Origin of the sequence: Pantoea dispersa (assembly GCF_014155765.1) — a bacterium.
In the GTDB taxonomy this organism is placed as follows: Bacteria; Pseudomonadota; Gammaproteobacteria; order Enterobacterales; family Enterobacteriaceae; genus Pantoea; species Pantoea dispersa.
In genome coordinates, this window is record NZ_SCKT01000007.1 from 16,385 (window position 1) to 34,426 (window position 18,042).

Here is an 18,042-nt window from a genome sequence, read left to right on the forward strand (position 1 = left end):
CGATTGTTGTTGTTAGTGAAACAGTGCTGTGTATTCCCCTGCGTTTATAGATCAATTATTCGCGAATATCCTTAATCCGTGTTCAATTTTCCAACCGGAGCGAAACATGTCTCATAAAATTGCATTGATTACCGGCGGTAACCGCGGTCTGGGCAAGAATGGCGCGCTAAAACTGGCGGCTAAGGGCGTCGATATTCTGTTTACCTGGCGCGGTCATGCTGAAGAAGCGCAGGCGGTCGTGAAGGAGATTGAGGCGCTGGGCGCGCGTGCGGTGGCGCTGCAGCTGGATGTGGGCGACAGTAAACAGTTCGATGACTTTGCGGCGCGGGTCAAAGCAACGCTGAACGAGACCTGGCAGCGCGATAACTTTGATTATTTAGTGAACAACGCTGGCCACGGTCATTACAAGCTGTTGGCCGAAACCAGTGAAGAGGAGTTTGATGCGCTGGTGAATGTGCATTTTAAAGGGCCGTATTTCCTGACGCAGAAACTGCTGCCGCTGATCGCCGATGGTGGACGCATCCTGAACATTTCCAGCGGTCTGACGCGCATGACGCTGCCGGGTTCAGGCACTTACGCCGCCATGAAAGGGGCGATGGAAGTGCTGACGCGCTATCAGGCGAAAGAGCTGGGCGAGCGCCGCATTCGCGTCAACATTCTGGCGCCGGGGGCGATTGAAACCGACTTTGGCGGCGGTCGCGTGCGCGACACGAAAGATTTGAACGCGCATATCGCTTCAGTGACCGCGCTGGGCCGCGTTGGTCTGCCGGATGATATCGGTGATGCCATCAGCGCCATCCTGAGCGACGAAACCGGCTGGATTACCGCCCAGCGTATCGAGGCCTCCGGCGGTCAGGCACTGTAAAAACATCGCGCTGCGACCGAATTAACGGAGCAGCGCCCGTTTTACACCTCAATCGTGCCATCAATCAGGGTGACGGTTTGCCCGCCGATCCAGATTGTCTCACCGGCAAAACGCACCACAATGCGACCGGCACGCTGGATGGCGCTGCCCTGACGCGCGCAGTAATCCTGCCGCGCGCAGTAATCCTGCCGCTGGCCCTGCGCCGCCAGATAGCGTGCCAGACAGGCGTTAGCGCTGCCGGTGACCGGATCTTCGACCAGGCTACCGTTCTCGACCAGCAGCGCGCGCACCTCGTACTGCGCCTCTGCATCCTGCGGCAGCGGGCCAAACAGGGCGATGCCGTTCACACCCGCATGCTGCTGCAGCCGCAGTAAATCGTCCGCCTGGGTGACCACCTCCAGCACCGCCTGCGCGCTGCTCATCGGAATCAACAGCCAGCGAATCCCCATATCCGCCACGGCTGGCGTCTGGCTGAGGTCGAACGCGTCACTGTGCAGTGCGCTGCTCATCAGCGCATCGCTGAACGGCGTCAGGCTGGCGTCCGGCGCGGCAAAGGCCAGCGTACCGTCAGCGCCAATCTGCACCTCCACCAGGCCCACGCCGCACTCCTGCACAATCTTACCCGCTGTTTTCAGGGGCCAGCCGGCTTCCAGCAAGGCATGCGCGGTGCCAAGCGTGGGGTGTCCGGCAAACGGCAGTTCGCCGCCAGGCGTAAAGATGCGCACACGATAGTCGGCTGTGGCATCCTGTGGTGGCAGCACGAAGGTGGTTTCCGACAGATTGGTCCAGCGTGCGATGGCCGCCAGCTGTGCGTCGCTCAGACCCTGGGCATCCATAATCACCGCCAGCGGATTGCCGCTGAACGCACCTGTGGAGAACACATCCACTTGTTTAAACGCCACCTGCATGTTCGCTCCTTTCCTCATTGAGGTTGTCTGAAATCCGGATTTACATCCTGCTGATTGCTTAAGGCGTCTAACAGGACTATGAATAGATTAACAATTCTGCCAGCGGAGTCCGCTATGTTAAAAATTCTGGGCCGTAACTCGTCAATCAACGTTCGTAAAGTGCTGTGGCTCTGTTCAGAGCTGGATATTGCCTGGGAGCACGAGCCGTGGGGCGAAGACCCGCAGTCGTTGCACTCACCGCAGTTTATGGCGCTCAATCCCAACGCTATGGTGCCGGTGATCATCGAAGATGACTTCGTGATGTGGGAGTCCAACGCGATTCTGCGCTATCTCGCCAACAGCAACGGCGGTGAATGGCTCTACCCGGATAATCCGCGCGCGCGTGCGCCGGTCGATCAGTGGATGGACTGGCAGGCCACCGAGCTCAACACCTCATGGCGCTATGCTTTTATGTCGCTGGTGCGCAATTCGCCAGCCCATCAGGATCCGCGCCTGCTGGCTGCCGCCGTCAAAGGCTGGAGCCACACCATGGGTATTCTTAATCAGCAGCTGGAAAAAACCGGGCGCTACGTCGCGGGCCGTAACTTTACCCTGGCCGATATTCCGGTTGGCCTGGCGGTGAACCGCTGGTTTGAAACCCCGCTCGACCATCCGGACTTCCCCGCCGTGCAAACCTATTACGAGCGGCTGACCGAACGCGAGGGTTACACCACCTGGGGCCGCAACGGTAAGCCCTGATCCTGACCTGGCGCGAGACCGGTGATTTCACAGGCCAGCGCGCCGGTGCGTTTCAGTGCCCAGGTGTAACGCTCATCAAACGGATAGCAGCAGGAGAGACGCAGCGCATGGCGATAGCGATCGCTCAGTGAATAGAGCGCGCCCGGCGTGACGCAAATCTGCTCCTGCAACAGGCGATGGAACATCTCCACCGTGTCAACTTTGCCCGGCAGCTCGACCCAAAACACAAAGCCGCCGCGCGGCAGGGTAGCACGCGTGCCCTGCGGGAAATGACGGGCAATGATGCCGCGCGCCGCATCCAGATTGGCGGCATAGCGACGCCGCAGCGAACGCAGATGGTGATCATAACCGCCGCTGGCGAGAAATTCGGCCAGCGTTTCGCTCAGCAGTTTTGATTCGGTCATCGACGATACCGCTTTCAGCCGCGCAATCGCCGGGTGGAAGCGGCCGGCAGCCGTCCAGCCCACGCGAAAATCGGGCGCGACGGTTTTGGTAAAGCTCGTGCAGTAAATCACCCAGCCGTCGCGGTCAAAGGCTTTGACCGGCGGCGACAGCGGCCAGTCAAACTGCAATTCGTCATACAGCCCATCCTCCAGCAGCGGAACGTGGTAAGTGTTCACTAACTTCGCGAGACGCTTTTTATTTTCCAGCGGCATCACGTAGCCCAGCGGATTCTGCGCGCCCGGCATGGCGATCAGCGCCTGAATGCGCTGCTCCTGTAGCAGCATCTCCAGCGCGTCCAGCGACAGACCGTTTTGCGGATCGGTGGGGATTTCCAGCGCCTTCAGCCCGAGTGAGGCCAGCAGCGGGAACAAAAAGAAGTAGGTCGGCGATTCAAGCCCGACGCAGTCGCCCGGCTTCGTCACCGCACGCAGCGCCAGCTGCAGCGCTTCCATACAGCCGTGGGTCAGGGTGATGTCCGCGACAGTCAGATTCAGGCCGGTGTGCAGGCTACGGCGCGCAATCTCCTCCCGTAAGCGCTCACTACCCGGCGGAAGCGCGTAGCGACCAATGATGTCGTTATCGCGGCGAATAAGGGAGGCGGTAATGCGTCCCAGTTTCGCCGCCGGAAACAGCTCACTATCCTGCGGGCAGGCCAGCGAAATATTGGTGTAGTCGGGGTGATTCTGTGCGGCGAACACCTGCTCGATCAGTTCCAGTTTTTGCGTGCTGGGGTCATTAACGCTGGCGCTCATTGGCCTGAGCGGTCGCGTCACCGCGGGCAGCACGCCACGCACGTAGTAGCCCGACTGCGGACGGGCTTCTATCAGGCCGCGATCTTCCAGGATATGCCAGGCACTTAGCACGGTATTGATGCTGACCTGGTGCGACTGTGCCACGCGCCGGATGGCCGGCAGGCGCTTACCCGGCTTCAGCGTGCCCTGATGGATAGATTCGGCAAAGCTGTCCGCCAGCTGCTGGTACAGCGTCTGGCCGGATGAGAGAGGAAGGGACACAAAAGCCTCCGCGCGCGATAGGTACAATTTAAAATTGCCTTAACTGTATCCATCACAATAGTGATTTTGTGTCTCTGTTGCCATCGTAATTTGCGCATTAGCATGGTGCTTCGTTGATTCTCAGGGAAACGCACCATGCTCGATCCATCCTTCTTTAGCTACGTTACGGTGATGTCGATTACACCGGGCCCGAACAATCTGTTACTGGCCACGTCCGGCGTCAATTTTGGCTTCCGGCGCACGCTGCCGATGCTGTTTGGCATCCTGCTCGGCTGTGCGTTACAGATGCTGCTGGCGAGCGTGGCGCTGGAGCTGCTGTTGCACTGGATGGCGTCTGTGCGGTTGCCGCTGACGGTGGTGGGATGCAGCTATCTGCTGTGGCTGTCGTGGAAAATCTTCCGCGCCGGTGCGCCGCAGCTGCGCGAACGTCCGCGTCCGATGACCCTGCTGGGCGGCGTGTGTTTCCAGGCGGTGAATCCCAAAGCCTGGCTGATGGTCACCAACGTGGCGCTGATGTACGCCAACAGCAACGGTGTGCTGGCGGTGCTGCTCGGCTTTGCCGCCCTCAACCTGCCGTGCATTTTAATCTGGGCAGCGCTGGGCGATCGGCTGCGCCATCACCTGCAGATTGCGTGGAAACGTCAGGCGTTCAACACGCTAATGGCGCTGTCGCTGGTGGCGACCACCGGCTGGATGCTGTATGACGCGCTGCTATTGAGCTGATGCTACGGCGTTTGATGGCGCGGTAAGCAGGGGCACCATATGGGGGGCTGGTCAGTTAACGAAGCCGTACGACGCACCCTGATGTAGCGGCGCGATTTATCGCGCAATGTGCAATGTATTGTGCCGCTAACAAACGCGCGCTTCCTGGTGAATAAATCCCAGGCTGAACCGTCAGGGATTGCGTCATCCAAAGGGCGACACCGTAATCAAAAAAAGAGGCCGCGATTGCGGCCTCAGTCAGTTCTGTATTTGCCGGTGAAGGGACAGGCGTCGCCGCTTACTTGCCCACCACATGGGCGGTTTCACGGCCTTCGTCGTTGGCAGCTTCCGGCGTGATGACCGGTGCGTAATCCAGCTGCAGCACGCGACTGGTTTCGGCCAGCACCTTCTCGGTCAGCGCCACGTCGCCGTTCAGCTTGCGGCCCCACGACGGGATTACCGCGCGGATTTTGGTTTGCCACTCGGGCGAGCGCATCTGCTCCGGGAACACTTTCGCCATCAGCTCCAGCATAATCGGTGCTGCGGTGGAGGCGCCTGGTGACGCGCCCAGCAGCGCAGAGATCGAGCCGTCGGCCGAGGTGACCACTTCGGTACCGAGACGCAGCACGCCGCCCTCTTTCTCATCATTTTTGATGATTTGCACGCGCTGACCGGCCGTGACCAGTTTCCAGTCTTCCTGTTTTGCCTGCGGCACATAAGCGCGCAGCGCTTCCATACGATCGTCATCGCTCTGCAGCACCTGATCGACCAGATATTTCACCAGATCGAAGCTTTTCAGCCCAACCTGCATCATCGGCAGCAGGTTACTGCTGTTCATCGCGCCGAACATATCCAGCAGCGAGCCCTGCTTGAGGAATTTGGTGGAGAAGGTCGCAAACGGGCCAAACAGCAGCACCTGCTTGCCATCCAGCACGCGGGTATCAACGTGCGGTACCGACATCGGCGGTGCGCCCACGCTGGCTTTGCCGTACACCTTCGCCATGTGCTGCGCCACCACGTCCGGATTTTCCGTGACGAGGAACGAGCCGCCCACCGGGAAACCGGCGTAGCCTTTCACTTCCGGGATGCCGGTTTTTTGCAGCAGCGGCAGCGCCGCACCGCCGGCACCGATAAACAGCTGGCGCGCGGTCAGCACCCGCGACTCACCGCTGGCGAGGTTGTGCAGGTTTACCTGCCAGCGCCCATCGCTCAGGCGCTTGATATCGCGCACTTCCTGACGCAGACGCAGGCGGAAATTCTCTTTCTTCTCCAGCGCAGCAATCAGCTGGCGCGTCACTTCACCGAAGTTAACGTCGGTGCCCATGTCGGTCCAGGTGGCCGCCACTTTCTGCTTGCGGTCGCGTCCGTTCATCACCAGCGGAATCCACTCAGCGATCTGGTCACGATCTTCGGAATAGTTCATGCCGCGGAACAGGGTGCTTTTCTGCAGCGCCTGGAAGCGCTTGCGCAGGAAAGCCACGTTGGCCTCGCCCCAGACAAAACTCATGTGCGGCGTGCTGTGAATAAAGCTTTGTGGATTACTCAGGTTGCCTTTCTGTACGTGATACGCCCAGAACTGGCGGGAAATCTGGAAGGATTCGTTAATCGCCACCGCTTTGGCAATGTCGATGCTGCCATCCGCTCTTTCGGGCGTATAGTTCAGCTCGGCCAGCGCCGCATGGCCGGTGCCGGCATTGTTCCAGCCGTTAGAGGATTCGACCGCGACATCATCCAGCCGCTCGACCATCTCAATCGACCAGTCCGGCTCGAGATCCTGCAGCCAGGTGCCTAAGGTAGCACTCATCACGCCTGCGCCGATCAGCAGGACATCTACGTCTTTTCGTTCCTGAAGGTGTGTGCTTTCCATGCCAGCGGCGGCTAGCGCCAGATTTACCGCAGTGTTGCTCATGAGGCGACATCTCCTCTCTGTTGCCCTGAAGCTCAACAGGTTCGCAGGCGAAACAGCCACGCTTTTTGCAAGCGCGTTGCGCTATTTCTCAAAGGTTAAGACTCAGGTTTAAGCCATAGGTGTGATAACGGTTAACTGCACGTTATGCATATGCATTCGAATATAACATTCTCGTATCGGAATTAAACGTTTGTTTATTTTTTAAATGCAGAAATGATTCAGCATAAGAATTAATCAGCCCGACGGCGCTGTCATAAGGGATTTTTATCCCCTAATCAGGCAGTTATAGTAACGTAGTTGTTGCGACAGTGTGAGGGAAATGGAGAGGGTTGATTTCACACGGTGAGCTGGATCACAAATTAACGCATTGAAAAAGATAGGTTTTAGCGAAATTGATTTTTTATGCGGATTTTATGTTGCCTGATGTTTCGCCAGATCGTGTAAAAATAATGTTACATTTGTGTGACTTTTAATTTGGGCACCGTGTCAGGCGCCCGTCAGAAGAAAAATGCATCACGCGCAACACTCAGCGCAGCTGGAACCAGCGGCGCCAGACGAAGCGGATAATGAAAAACTCAACGGTACCCAGCAGCAAAAACCAGACGCAGAACACCATGGTGTACAGCTGATTCACATCCTGCAGATGCAGAGCCTGCTGCAGCTGTTTTGCCAGCGCTACGCCAAACGAAGGGGCGGGCAGCAGTAGCGCCGAAAGAAAGCCCAGCAGCAGAATGCCGCCCGGGATGATCAGCGTTTCAAACGGGTTTTTCATCGCATCATTCCAAATCAGTTAGCGCGGGCATTAGCGCATAAAACCGCGGCGCGGTGCAATCCCCGCAGTAGCACGCGCTAAGAAATTTCTTCTATTCCATCCACTTAGCTGCAGAAATAGCGGCAGTTAAGAGTTATAGCCTTTGCTATACTTAAACCCATGATTTTGTTGTCTTTTTTTTGGCGGGTTGGCGTGCTAGACTGCGCGCACTTTTTCATTACTGAACCCGATATGCGGACAAAGTGCAGGCTTAATCGTCTTATTTCCCCGCATTGACTGAAAACCATGACATTTATCGCAACCCTGATTCTGGCCTTTGGTATGTCGATGGACGCTTTCGCTGCAGCACTGGGCAAAGGCGCGTCGCTGTATCGTCCGGGTTTCAAAGAAGCATTACGCACAGGGCTGATTTTTGGCGTCATTGAAATGCTGACGCCGCTGGTGGGCTGGGCCATCGGGCTGGCCGCCAGCCACTACATTATGGCGTGGGATCACTGGGTGGCATTTGGTCTGCTGGGCATTCTTGGCGGGCGGATGATCATGGAAGGTTTCCGTCAGACGGCCGACGAGCCGTGTGAAGCGCCGCAGCGCCACGGCTTTATGGTACTGGCGCTGACGGCGGTAGCGACCAGCCTTGATGCGCTGGCGGTGGGGGTTGGCCTCGCGTTCCTGCAGGTTAACATTGTGCTCACCGCGCTCACCATCGGTGCGGCTACCACTATCATGGCGACCACCGGTGTGCTGGTCGGCCGCTTTATCGGTCCGGTAATGGGCAAATGGGCAGAAGTGCTGGGCGGCGTGGTACTGATCAGCATTGGCTGCACCATCCTGATTGAGCACTTAGGGCTGTTCCGTTAACGTCTGGCACGATGGGGTGGGCGCGTTTTTGTGATCTGGTTCAAAAATAATTGCGTGAAAAATGCGCGGGCGTTATAATTTTCGCGTAATTCTTCAACAATTTTTGTATCAGGTGCACCATGAAACGTTTTTTCCGCTCCGTGTTTCGCTCTTATGTTGAGACCTTCAAACACGTACCGCCGGGCGCATTAAACTAAGCGCTCCGCCAGAAACCCTCGATAATCGCGGTCAGGGATCGACCTGTGGTTATCACCCGGCGCCGTTCCCCTCTGCGCACCTCTGTCACCAAAACTCACAAACATTAATTACTTTACCCTCAGGTCATACCGCTTTTCCGTCTGGCTTTTGATAACCTGCGCGCAAATTCTCTATAACATTGAGGCCATCATGCAGCTGTGCAGTTTTTCTCTTATTGACCAGGCAAGAAAAAGTTATGGCATCGTGCAACCCGACGGCGTGATCGATCTCGGTGCGCGGCTGGGCGACAGCTGTCCGGATTTGAAAACTCTGCTGCAGCGCGGTGGCCTGCGTGACCTGCAGGTTTACCTGAGCGAGCCGGTGGACTATGCCTTCAGCGCGATTCGCTTCCTGCCGGTGGTGGAAAACCCAGGTAAAGTCTTCTGCGTTGGCATGAACTATGCCGACAAGCGCCAGGAGTTTGCCGCCACGCTCGACGCGCCGACGCTATTCGTGCGCTTTGCCGATTCGCTGGCTGCGCACGAGCAGCCCCTGCTGAAACCGGCGACCACGGCTGAATTTGATTACGAAGGCGAGCTGGCGGTGATCATCGGCAAGGCGGCTTATCAGGTAAAAGCCGCCGATGCGCTACAGCATGTAGCGGGCTACAGCTGCTTTATGGATGCCACGGTGCGCGACATGCAGTTCACCTGGTTTACCGCGGGCAAAAACTGGCAGCAAACCGGCGGCTTTGGCCCATGGATGACCACCGCCGACGACATTCCGGACCCGCAGCAGCTGGCGATCAAAACCTGGCTGAATCAGCGCGAAGTGCAGAACGATACCACGGCCAGCATGGTGCATCCGGTAGCGAAGATCATTGAATACATCTCGGCATTTAGTCCGCTGTCACCGGGCGATGTCATCATCACCGGCTCACCAGGCGGCGTGGGGAAAAAGCGTACGCCACCGCTGTTTATGTTCCCTGGCGATGAGATCGAAGTGGAAATTGAGAAGATTGGTCGTCTGCGCCACCGCATCGTCTGACACATTGCTGCGCGGTGGCGAACGTTGCACAGCCACCGCGCTACCGCTTAAATAAATATTCAACAATACGAAATGTCCCGAATTTATATTTAAATTGCGCAGATTTAGTTATCAGGTTAAATAATTATTGTTAAGTTAATTTTCCTGCGATGTATTGCGTAAATATTTTTGTGATCGCCAACTAATTCCCTCGCTTTGCTATGGTTAAAATTAAAAGCAGCGGCGTATTATCGTCCACTGCCGATTCCGGCATGGAAATAAGGGATGATAATGAAAACCATCAGTCGCGAGATCATTAACGATCTCATTGACCGCGTGGGCGGTCGGGAAAATATTCTGTCACTTTCGCACTGTATTACCCGCCTGCGCTTTGTGCTGCAGGATGTCGACAAAGCCGATCCGGCGGCCATCCGCGCCACGCCCGGCGTTAAAGGATGCTTTAACGCTGCCGGACAGTTTCAGGTAATTATTGGAACCGAAGTTGACACTTATTATAAAGCGTTAGTTGAAGCACTAAATATTAGTGAGACCTCTAAGGAGCAGATTAAATCCGCGGCGCGCAGCCAGATGAAATGGCACGAGGCATTATTATCCCATTTTGCCGAGATATTTTTCCCGTTATTACCGGCGTTAATTAGCGGCGGTTTAATTCTCGGTTTCCGTAACGTGCTGGGCGATATTGCCGTGGCGGATGATAAAACCCTGGTGCAACTCTATCCCGGTGTGAAAGGGCTGTACGATTTCCTCTGGCTGATCGGTGAAGCGATCTTCTTCTATTTGCCGGTGGGGATTTGCTGGTCGGTGGTGCGCAAGCTGGGCGGTACGCCAATCCTGGGGATTGTGCTGGGCATTACGCTGGTTTCACCGCAGCTGATGAATGCGTATCTGATCGGCAGCCAGGTGCCGGAAGTGTGGAACTTCGGCTGGTTTAGCATTGATCGGGTCGGCTATCAGGCGCAGGTGATCCCGGCGCTGCTGGCCGGGCTGGCGCTGGCAAAAATCGAACTGGCGCTAAAACGTATCGTGCCCGCCTATCTGACGCTGGTGGTGGTGCCGGTGTGTGCGCTGCTGCTGTCGGTTTTCCTCGCCCACAGCCTGATTGGCCCGTTTGGCCGTCTGATTGGCGACGGCATTGCCTTCGCGGTGCGTCACCTGATGACCGGCAGCTTCGCGCCGATTGGTGCCGCGCTGTTTGGCTTCCTGTATGCGCCGATGGTGATCACCGGCGTGCATCAGACCACGCTGGCAGTTGATCTGCAGATGATTCAGAGCATGGGCGGCACGCCGGTGTGGCCGCTGATTGCGCTGTCCAATATTGCACAGGGTGCTGCGGTGGTTGGCATCATTATCGCTAACAAAGATCGTGCTGAACGCGACCTCACCGTGCCGGCCGCCATTTCAGCGTGGCTCGGCGTAACGGAGCCGGCGATGTACGGCGTCAACCTCAAGTACCGCTACCCTATGCTGTGCGCCATGATTGGCTCTGCGCTGGCGGCGCTGCTGTGCGGCCTCAACGGCGTGATGGCCAACGGCATCGGCGTAGGCGGCTTGCCGGGTATTCTCTCGATTCAGCCACAGTACTGGACGGTTTACTCGCTGGCGATTCTGGTGGCGATTCTGGTTCCGCTGCTGCTGACCATCATCATCACCAAACGTAAAGCGGCAACCGCCATCATCAGCCAGGCAGAGGTGCAACATGAACAGGCACGCTGAATATCCCTGGTGGCGCCAGGCGGTGATCTACCAAATCTATCCCAAAAGTTTTCAGGACAGCGGGGCGCGCGGCACCGGCGATCTCAACGGTGTGATTCAGCGGCTGGATTATCTGCAGCAGCTGGGCGTCGATGCGCTGTGGCTGACGCCTATCTATGTGTCGCCACAGATCGATAATGGTTACGACGTGGCGGATTACACCGCCATCGATCCCGCCTACGGCACCATGGCCGACTTTGACCACCTGCTGGCGGAGACGCACCGGCGCGGTATGCGCATGGTGCTGGATATGGTGTTCAACCACACCTCGACCGAGCATGCCTGGTTTAAGCGTGCCGAAGCCGGTGAACAGCCGTACGTCGATTTTTATATCTGGCGCGACGGGGTGCCCGGTACGCCACCCAACAACTGGCAGTCTAAGTTTGGCGGCAGCGCCTGGGCGTGGAACGAACGGCGTCAGCAATACTATCTGCACCTGTACGCGCCGGAGCAGGCCGATCTCAACTGGGAAAATCCGGCGGTGCGCGAGGCGTTAAAGCAGGTGTGTCACTTCTGGGCGGATCGAGGCGTCGATGGATTGCGGCTTGATGTGATCAACCTGGTGTCGAAGCACCAGGATTTTAGCGACGATCTGCCCGGCCATGACGGGCGGAGGTTCTACACCGATGGCCCGCGCATCCATGACTACCTGCAGGAGTTCAACCGCGATGTGTTCACGCCGCGTGGGCTGATGACGGTGGGGGAAATGTCCTCGACCACGCTGGCCAACTGCCAGCGCTATGCTTCGCTGGCGCAAAACGAGCTGTCGATGACCTTTAACTTCCACCATCTCAAGGTGGATTATCCCCAGGGCGACAAATGGACGCTGGCGGCACCGGACTTCGTTCAGCTCAAGGCAATTTTTGCGGAGTGGCAGCGCGGGATGCACGACGTGGCGTGGAATGCGCTGTTCTGGTGTAACCACGATCAGCCGCGTATCGTCACGCGCTTTGGTGATGAAGGTGCGCTGCGCATCGCCTCGGCAAAATGCTTTGCGATGCTGCTGCACGGCATGCAGGGCACGCCCTATATCTATCAGGGCGAAGAGCTGGGAATGACCAACCCTCATTTTACCCGCATTGAGCAGTATCAGGACATCGAGAGCCACAACATCCACGCTGCGTGGCTGGCGCAGGGCAAGCCGGAGGCGGCAATCCTGGCGATACTGGCCAGCAAATCGCGCGATAACAGCCGCTCGCCGATGCTGTGGGACAGCAGCGCCAATGCCGGCTTCACGCGGGGTGAGCCGTGGATAGGCGTGGCGGATAACTATACGCTGATCAACGCGGCTAACGCGCTGCTCGACAGTAACTCGGTGTTCTATGGCTACCAAACGCTGATTCGGCTGCGTAAGCGTTACGCTATCTTCACTGAGGGCGATTATCAGGATTTGGCACCGGAAGCGTCACACATCTGGTGTTATCGTCGCAATTCGCCGCGTGAAAGCCTGCTGGTGGTGGCGAACCTGAGTCACAGCGCGCAGCCACTGCTGCTGCCGGAAGTTGAAGGCAACTGGCAGGTACTGATGAGTAATTACAGTGAGGCATCGCCGCCTGGGGCATTGACGCACCTGCGGCCTTTTGAAGCGGTGTATTACTACCAGTCGTAACGGAGAAATCCGGCGGCGCGTTTCAGCAATGAGCAGAGCGCGCCGCCTGCACTCACTTCAGCGTGCCGCATTCCGCCACGGCGAGATAATCGGTATACAGCTGCGGCGAACCGGAAAAGGACGCCAGCTGCTTCCACTCTTCATACATCTGTTTGGTATCCCGGTGCGCGCGCGCAAAGTCAGCCGCGCTGGCGGTGGCGATATCAGGCTGCGGATAAAACACATTCAGCGCCGCTTCACTCTCAATCTCCATCATCACCACATAGCCGTCCAGCCGGTTGCCGCTGTGGCCTTTCAGCAGATGAAACTTCCAGCCGGGATAATCAACGATACGCGCGGCATTCTGCGCGATGAATTGCTCAAATTCCTGCGGCTGCACGCCCGGCCGCAGCGCCAGATAGTGGGTACCGAGAATGCGCGCGGTGCCGCTGCGGGCATCAAAGCGCGGGCCACCCGGCAGCGTACTGTGAGGATTCTCTGCCAGCAGATCGAAATGGGTGAAAATTGTCGGGCGCCGCGCGAAGGTTGCCAGCTGGCGCCACTCGCTGAGCAGCGCGTCCGCGTCAGGATGCAGATGCCAGAAGTGCTCTGCCTCGGCGGTAAGTTCACCGTCATCCTGCATAAAGCGCGCGCGCTGTGCCGCATCTTTCATTTCAAACAGCATCAGGTATTGATCGACGCGCTCGCCGCGCAGACCGCGAAACAGCGTCCAGCGCCAGCCGGGATAGCAGGGGAGATGCACGCCTTTTTCGCGCACGAAGGTTTCAAACTGTTCAGCGGTGACGCCCGCTTCGGTGTCGATGGCGATATAAAAAAAACTATAAACAGACTGGGACATAACAGGCTCCAGGCACGCCGTCGCGTGCCGTTGAGAGGTAAGGGCGGTTTAGTCGAACTGGGTATTGATGATGGCTTCTACCAGCACGCGGCCGGCGGGGGTGAGCGTGACGTAGCGGCCATCGCTGTGCACTAACTCGCGCTGCTGCAACTCACGCAGCGCGCGGGCGATGGTTGGCTGGGCAAACAGGCTGACGCCAAACTTCTGCTGAAACAGCACATCGTCGAGCGGAATCAGCGTTGACAGCGCCATCTTGCAGCCGTTGATGGCCTGCTGATCCGGCGACATACCGCGCACCGAGGCGATCGGCAGCTCACCGTTATCCAGTGCGCGCTGATAATCGGCGTAGTCGGTCAGGTTAATCAGCTCTGCGCCGGCACATTTGGAGCTGCCGCCAAGGCCAATCGCCACTTCCGGCGCCTGCTGGTCGAGATCGGTAATGATCGCTTTCCACTTCTCCGGCGGTGCGCTGCGATGGTGGAAATACATGGTGGGATGTTCAAGATAATCGCCATCCAGCCACTGTTCGGCCAGCGCGCGCATCTGATACTGCTGACCCAGACTGGGCATCGCCGCATTCTTACGCTGCCAGGCATTTTCTCCCTCCGCCGACACGCCGGTGCGGCTCTCGGCGAACGGCTTCATGTGCAGCTTGGTGAACACCAGATGCGACAGGTCAAGCGCGCGCGCCTGCTGCAGATCGTCACGCACGTCGTCCACCGTTTGTCCCAGCAGGCCATACATCAGGTCGACGCTGACCAGGGCGAAGCCCAGCTCGCGCGCATCACGAATCACCTTGTAGCAGGCATCCGCGCTATGCAGGCGACCACAGCCTTTGATCAGGCGGTCCGAGAATGACTGCGCGCCAAACGACAGTTTGCTGAAGCCCAGTTCGCGCAGCTGTGCGAGGAATTCGCGCGTCAACGTGCCGGGCTCGCCTTCGAAGCGCAGCGTGGCCTCGCGGAAGTTGAAATGGTTGCGGTAAAAATCCATTAAGCGCCGCAGCTCATCCGGTGGCAGCAGCGAGGGCGTGCCGCCGAACAGGTTGAACTCACCCACCGGCACTTCACCCAGTGCCGGCAGCTGCGCCAGCCACAGTTTCGCCTCCTGAATGTTGCGATCGACGATATCGCGGAACAGCTCAGGCGCGCGCGGCGACTGCGGATTTACAATCACCGTAGGAAACTGGCAGAAATGGCACTTATAGCGGCAGGTGGGGATATACGCCCACAGATGAATTTGCGGCGCATGGCTCAGGCTATGCTGCATGGCGCGGAAAAAATTCGGCAGCGGAAAATCGTCGATATCACCGGGAAACACATGGCAGCCAAAAGGATCATGCACCACGTATTCCAGCAAATCGGCGTTTTCAGGCCGGCTAAGCACCTCGCATATGGCCGGGCGAGGATAGTGACGATCGATATCCTGCAGGGATTGCAGCCAGGCAGCACGCATCAGAACACCCCGCCGTTTGCAAAGTAGTTATGCGCCTCACCGGATTCGCGATCTTCGCAGTAATACCAGACAAAGCGGGCGAAATCATTTTCCGTCACCCGGGCAAAGCAGGCCGGCAGCGGCGGTGGCTCGCCAATCTCTGCGCCGACGGCACGACGCAGCGCGGCAAACAGCTCATGGCGGAATTCAAAATAGAGGCGAAACGCCGGGGTTTTGTAGCTGTGAATCGGCAGGAAATCGGTCACGCTCATCTCCTGCATCATGCTGTGAATGCGGGCGAACAGGCGTTCAGCCACCTCTGGCGTGAAGAAATCAATCACCGCGGCATCGTCGCGCAGCAGCGACGGATTCAGCAACACCGGCAGCACCAGATTTTTTGGCACGTAATCTTTAATCGAGTAGTGCCACGCCTGCTGCGCCTGCTCTGCGCTGACATCGGTGAACGGCGTCAGCGCGGTGAGCGTGGGTCGCACATCCTTCATGATGATGGTGCCGTTATGGCCGTAGGCCACGCCTTCAATCACTTCGTGCAGCAGGTTATCCACCCGGCGGCTGTTGATCTGCACGCGGGAATTGGGCGCATACACCGGTTTGCCGCCAGCGGCGATCACCTTGATGCCAAAATCCCAGTCGTCTGACAGATGTTCAACAAACTCACCGTTTTTCAGCTGGTAAAAAATCTCGATGCCGCCCACTTCATCGTACAGCTGCTTTTCGACGCCAAAGCCTTTGCCGTCCGGAAAGCCGCCAAACAGGGAGAAGGAAGCGTGGCGGCAGCGCAGCGTTTTATCAATCTCCGCATACAGCCGCGGGCGCTCGTGAAAATCCGCGGTTTCGTAGTAGTAGTTACAGGTGCCCAGATCGCCGTTTTGCGCAATCATGGTGCCGACCAGTTCGTCGATCCACAGCGCATCAACGGTGCAGTCCGCATCGGCCGAAAGAATGTAGTGCTTGCGCTGAAAACCGCTGGCCTCGTCGCGCAGACCGGCGCGCTGTGAGGCGAAATCCATGCCTTTTTTCCGCGCCGAAGAGACGCCCTGCACCGTCTCCTGCAGCTGATGAATTGTCAGCTGCGGATGCTGCGCGGCAAAGGCTTCAATCAGCGCGACCGAATTATCGGTGGAATTATTATCCACCATGATCACTTCCAGATTATCAAAATTAAATAATCCGCCGGGTGAACGCTGCTGCAATATTGATTCCAGCACCGCGTTAATACGTGCTGCCTCGTTATAAACCGGCAGCACGACAGAAATAAAACAACGGTTATCCATAGTCACTCCTTAACTACACATTAAATATCTGCCGGAAGATGTGATCCGACAGCAGGGATTTTCCTTTCTGATAATTGCGCGTGGCGATGGCGTCGCGGCGTGCGTCATCCTGTAATAAGGCACTGACGCGCTGAATAAAATCGGCATCCGGCAGGCCATCATGGCTGGCGGAAATCGCCATCAGTTCGCCTTCAAAACCGTACTGGCCATACACCTCGTGATAATATTCATAGCGGGTGGCGATATAACAGCGCTGATGGCTGATCGCCTCGCCAATCGGATTACCGTAGCTGTCGTAATCCCATGCGGTTAAAAACGACACCACATCGCAGGCGTGATAAAGATCCTGAATGGTGGTGGCCTGTGGATTACGCTCCATAAAGTCGTGATTTAACGCGCCAAAAAAGATGACGTAGCGTTCCAGCTGGAACTGGCTAATTAACTGTTTTAACGCGTGGTAATGTACGCTGTCTTCCAAAGGATCGCCGGCCACCATTAAATAGACGCGCTGCGGCTGATGCTGCGCAATAAGTTCACTGTTCAGCGCATGCAACAGGTGAATATCGCGATCGAGCCGCTTAGCCGGAATAATCCGCGTGGTGCGGGCAATCACCTTATCCTGTGGCAGCAACCCAAACTGGCGGCGTAAATCTTTGCGCGGATGGCTCGGGTCAAAAGGATAGGTATTACGCATCACCTCGATTTCGACCTGATGTTCGCACCAGGCCGCCAGCTGTGAGGCCAGTGCCTGGTTCAGCGTGACGTAGGTGATATGCGGCGAGGGCTGCGGCCTGACGGCATGTGGCCAGGGCGCGTTGCCGTAGCGCGATGAGGTGGATTCGCTGTTCCACATCAGGTCATGGTCGCGCCACAACACAAACCGGCCTAGCTGTTTTGCGGCGCCGTATTGCGCAATCGCCTGATAGAGCGCGCGGGTAAAAATAATATTATCCGGCAGCGTCCCGTTCTCAATGATTAAATAATTGATATCCAGCGCCTGCCATTTTGCGCACAGCGCGTTTGCCACCGCCTGTGCCATCTTTTCCGTCTGCTGCACCAGGATTTTTTCTGCGGCGGCATCCAGCGTCTGGCTATGATTAATCAGTACGTCATGAATATATTGCAGAAAGGCCGGGTTATAACCTTCCACCTGACGAATCTCATCGTGCCGGACTAATGTAAAATGATGCTTTAGCGAATTAATTTCATTTTCGGAATAGGGACGTCCGAAGTTTCCCTTATCAATTTTTATGTCGTAGCCGATATCAAGAAAGGAGGTGATTCCCTGCTCGCGTAAACGAACGGCAATTTTAGTAGCTTCTACCGTAATACCCGATAATGCCACGGCATCAAAAGAGATAAAAAGGGCCTTGCGTTGTAAATCCATTTGGTCACCACGCTCATACCTGAACATTAATAGTGACTGAACGGTAAGTTAAATTATCCGGTCAAACTTTGATCTAATCCACAAAAGTTTACTGTGGCTAATTAATTCATCTTCGTTAATGCATTAATGGATAATAATGCGCTGAGGGTGGTGATTTATAATATTCGTCTTTGAGTTTTGTCTTAAAATAATAACTATTACCGGCGTGTTTAGCGGTATATTTTCCTTATTTTGGGCTTAATGGTGCTGGATAGTAATTGCCATCATGCAGTTTAATTTATCTGATCAGACCCA

General features: G+C 56.8%; 16 protein-coding genes. 8 read left to right on the plus strand and 8 right to left on the minus strand.

What is annotated here, in order from left to right:
- The first annotated feature begins 106 nt into the window (after positions 1-106).
- Positions 107-865, plus strand: coding sequence for an SDR family NAD(P)-dependent oxidoreductase (locus H7K56_RS17630; RefSeq protein ID WP_150361659.1), 759 nt, complete (start codon positions 107-109; stop codon positions 863-865).
- 41 nt (positions 866-906) lie between these two features.
- Here the strand turns inward: H7K56_RS17630 and H7K56_RS17635 are convergent, their stop codons facing one another.
- Entirely contained in the window at positions 907-1,773 is an 867-nt protein-coding gene (locus tag H7K56_RS17635) for a PhzF family protein (RefSeq protein ID WP_150361660.1), read from the minus strand.
- Positions 1,774-1,887: 114 nt separating this feature from the next.
- Here H7K56_RS17635 and H7K56_RS17640 point away from each other — a divergent pair, with 114 nt between their 5' ends.
- Complete coding sequence (locus H7K56_RS17640; protein ID WP_058780243.1) at positions 1,888-2,511, plus strand: glutathione S-transferase family protein; 624 nt, start codon at positions 1,888-1,890, stop codon at positions 2,509-2,511.
- On the opposite strand, the gene H7K56_RS17645 is transcribed toward H7K56_RS17640, so the two are convergent.
- Entirely contained in the window at positions 2,478-3,968 is a 1,491-nt protein-coding gene (locus tag H7K56_RS17645) for an aminotransferase-like domain-containing protein (RefSeq protein ID WP_150361661.1), read from the minus strand. The two genes, H7K56_RS17640 and H7K56_RS17645, sit on opposite strands and share 34 nt — an antisense overlap.
- A gap of 135 nt (positions 3,969-4,103) precedes the next feature.
- Between H7K56_RS17645 and H7K56_RS17650 the strand changes: the two genes are divergently transcribed.
- Positions 4,104-4,691, plus strand: a complete 588-nt coding sequence (locus tag H7K56_RS17650; protein WP_058759374.1) for a LysE family translocator — start codon at positions 4,104-4,106, stop codon at positions 4,689-4,691.
- A gap of 277 nt (positions 4,692-4,968) precedes the next feature.
- On the opposite strand, the gene mqo is transcribed toward H7K56_RS17650, so the two are convergent.
- Both mqo and H7K56_RS17660 read right to left on the minus strand, forming a co-directional pair.
- Positions 4,969-6,579, minus strand: a complete 1,611-nt coding sequence (mqo, locus tag H7K56_RS17655) for a malate dehydrogenase (quinone) (protein ID WP_132466517.1) — start codon at positions 6,577-6,579, stop codon at positions 4,969-4,971.
- A gap of 526 nt (positions 6,580-7,105) precedes the next feature.
- Complete coding sequence (locus H7K56_RS17660; protein ID WP_010615729.1) at positions 7,106-7,351, minus strand: DUF1158 domain-containing protein; 246 nt, start codon at positions 7,349-7,351, stop codon at positions 7,106-7,108.
- A gap of 285 nt (positions 7,352-7,636) precedes the next feature.
- On the opposite strand from H7K56_RS17660, the gene mntP reads away from it, so the two are divergent.
- From mntP to treC, 5 genes are all read left to right on the plus strand, one after another.
- Positions 7,637-8,209, plus strand: coding sequence for a manganese efflux pump MntP (gene mntP / locus H7K56_RS17665; protein WP_021507902.1), 573 nt, complete (start codon positions 7,637-7,639; stop codon positions 8,207-8,209).
- A gap of 119 nt (positions 8,210-8,328) precedes the next feature.
- Entirely contained in the window at positions 8,329-8,406 is a 78-nt protein-coding gene (gene azuC / locus H7K56_RS23555) for a stress response protein AzuC (protein WP_125310475.1), read from the plus strand.
- A 190-nt stretch (positions 8,407-8,596) separates the two neighbouring features.
- The gene (locus tag H7K56_RS17675) at positions 8,597-9,433 is read left to right on the plus strand and encodes a fumarylacetoacetate hydrolase family protein (protein ID WP_058759373.1); all 837 of its coding nucleotides are present in this window, start codon (positions 8,597-8,599) and stop codon (positions 9,431-9,433) included.
- Positions 9,434-9,703: 270 nt separating this feature from the next.
- Entirely contained in the window at positions 9,704-11,146 is a 1,443-nt protein-coding gene (treB, locus tag H7K56_RS17680; RefSeq protein WP_150361662.1) for a PTS trehalose transporter subunit IIBC, read from the plus strand.
- A complete protein-coding gene (gene treC, locus H7K56_RS17685) occupies positions 11,130-12,794 on the plus strand; it encodes an alpha,alpha-phosphotrehalase (RefSeq protein WP_150361663.1) in 1,665 nt (554 codons plus the stop codon). The genes treB and treC overlap by 17 nt, the downstream gene beginning before the upstream one ends.
- A 52-nt stretch (positions 12,795-12,846) precedes the next feature.
- Here treC and H7K56_RS17690 read toward each other — a convergent pair whose 3' ends face one another.
- From H7K56_RS17690 to H7K56_RS23195, 4 genes are read right to left on the minus strand one after another with little or no spacing between them, the layout of a single operon-like run.
- The gene (locus tag H7K56_RS17690; RefSeq protein WP_058759370.1) at positions 12,847-13,632 is read right to left on the minus strand and encodes a hypothetical protein; all 786 of its coding nucleotides are present in this window, start codon (positions 13,630-13,632) and stop codon (positions 12,847-12,849) included.
- 48 nt (positions 13,633-13,680) lie between these two features.
- Positions 13,681-15,087 carry a radical SAM protein gene (locus H7K56_RS17695; RefSeq protein ID WP_021507897.1) on the minus strand — a complete coding sequence of 469 codons (1,407 nt, stop codon included), beginning with the start codon at positions 15,085-15,087 and terminating at the stop codon, positions 13,681-13,683.
- Positions 15,087-16,361: a glycosyltransferase family 2 protein gene (locus H7K56_RS23190; RefSeq protein ID WP_150361664.1), complete on the minus strand. Its 1,275-nt coding sequence runs from the start codon at positions 16,359-16,361 to the stop codon at positions 15,087-15,089. Before H7K56_RS23190 ends, H7K56_RS17695 begins: the two co-directional genes overlap by 1 nt.
- A 13-nt stretch (positions 16,362-16,374) precedes the next feature.
- Positions 16,375-17,748 carry a glycosyltransferase family protein gene (locus H7K56_RS23195; protein ID WP_150361665.1) on the minus strand — a complete coding sequence of 458 codons (1,374 nt, stop codon included), beginning with the start codon at positions 17,746-17,748 and terminating at the stop codon, positions 16,375-16,377.
- Positions 17,749-18,042 lie beyond the last annotated feature (294 nt).

Excerpts from the sequence above, each read along its gene's own strand:
- H7K56_RS17630 (WP_150361659.1), top strand. The coding sequence starts at position 107 with ATGTCTCATAAAATTGCATTGATTACCGGCGGTAACCGCGGTCTGGGC.
- H7K56_RS17635 (WP_150361660.1), bottom strand. The coding sequence starts at position 1,773 with ATGCAGGTGGCGTTTAAACAAGTGGATGTGTTCTCCACAGGTGCGTTC.
- H7K56_RS17640 (WP_058780243.1), top strand. The coding sequence starts at position 1,888 with ATGTTAAAAATTCTGGGCCGTAACTCGTCAATCAACGTTCGTAAAGTG.
- H7K56_RS17650 (WP_058759374.1), top strand. The coding sequence starts at position 4,104 with ATGCTCGATCCATCCTTCTTTAGCTACGTTACGGTGATGTCGATTACA.
- mqo (WP_132466517.1), bottom strand. The coding sequence starts at position 6,579 with ATGAGCAACACTGCGGTAAATCTGGCGCTAGCCGCCGCTGGCATGGAA.
- H7K56_RS17660 (WP_010615729.1), bottom strand. The coding sequence starts at position 7,351 with ATGAAAAACCCGTTTGAAACGCTGATCATCCCGGGCGGCATTCTGCTG.
- mntP (WP_021507902.1), top strand. The coding sequence starts at position 7,637 with ATGACATTTATCGCAACCCTGATTCTGGCCTTTGGTATGTCGATGGAC.
- azuC (WP_125310475.1), top strand. The coding sequence starts at position 8,329 with ATGAAACGTTTTTTCCGCTCCGTGTTTCGCTCTTATGTTGAGACCTTC.
- H7K56_RS17675 (WP_058759373.1), top strand. The coding sequence starts at position 8,597 with ATGCAGCTGTGCAGTTTTTCTCTTATTGACCAGGCAAGAAAAAGTTAT.
- treB (WP_150361662.1), top strand. The coding sequence starts at position 9,704 with ATGAAAACCATCAGTCGCGAGATCATTAACGATCTCATTGACCGCGTG.
- treC (WP_150361663.1), top strand. The coding sequence starts at position 11,130 with ATGAACAGGCACGCTGAATATCCCTGGTGGCGCCAGGCGGTGATCTAC.
- H7K56_RS17690 (WP_058759370.1), bottom strand. The coding sequence starts at position 13,632 with ATGTCCCAGTCTGTTTATAGTTTTTTTTATATCGCCATCGACACCGAA.
- H7K56_RS17695 (WP_021507897.1), bottom strand. The coding sequence starts at position 15,087 with ATGCGTGCTGCCTGGCTGCAATCCCTGCAGGATATCGATCGTCACTAT.
- H7K56_RS23190 (WP_150361664.1), bottom strand. The coding sequence starts at position 16,361 with ATGGATAACCGTTGTTTTATTTCTGTCGTGCTGCCGGTTTATAACGAG.
- H7K56_RS23195 (WP_150361665.1), bottom strand. The coding sequence starts at position 17,748 with ATGGATTTACAACGCAAGGCCCTTTTTATCTCTTTTGATGCCGTGGCA.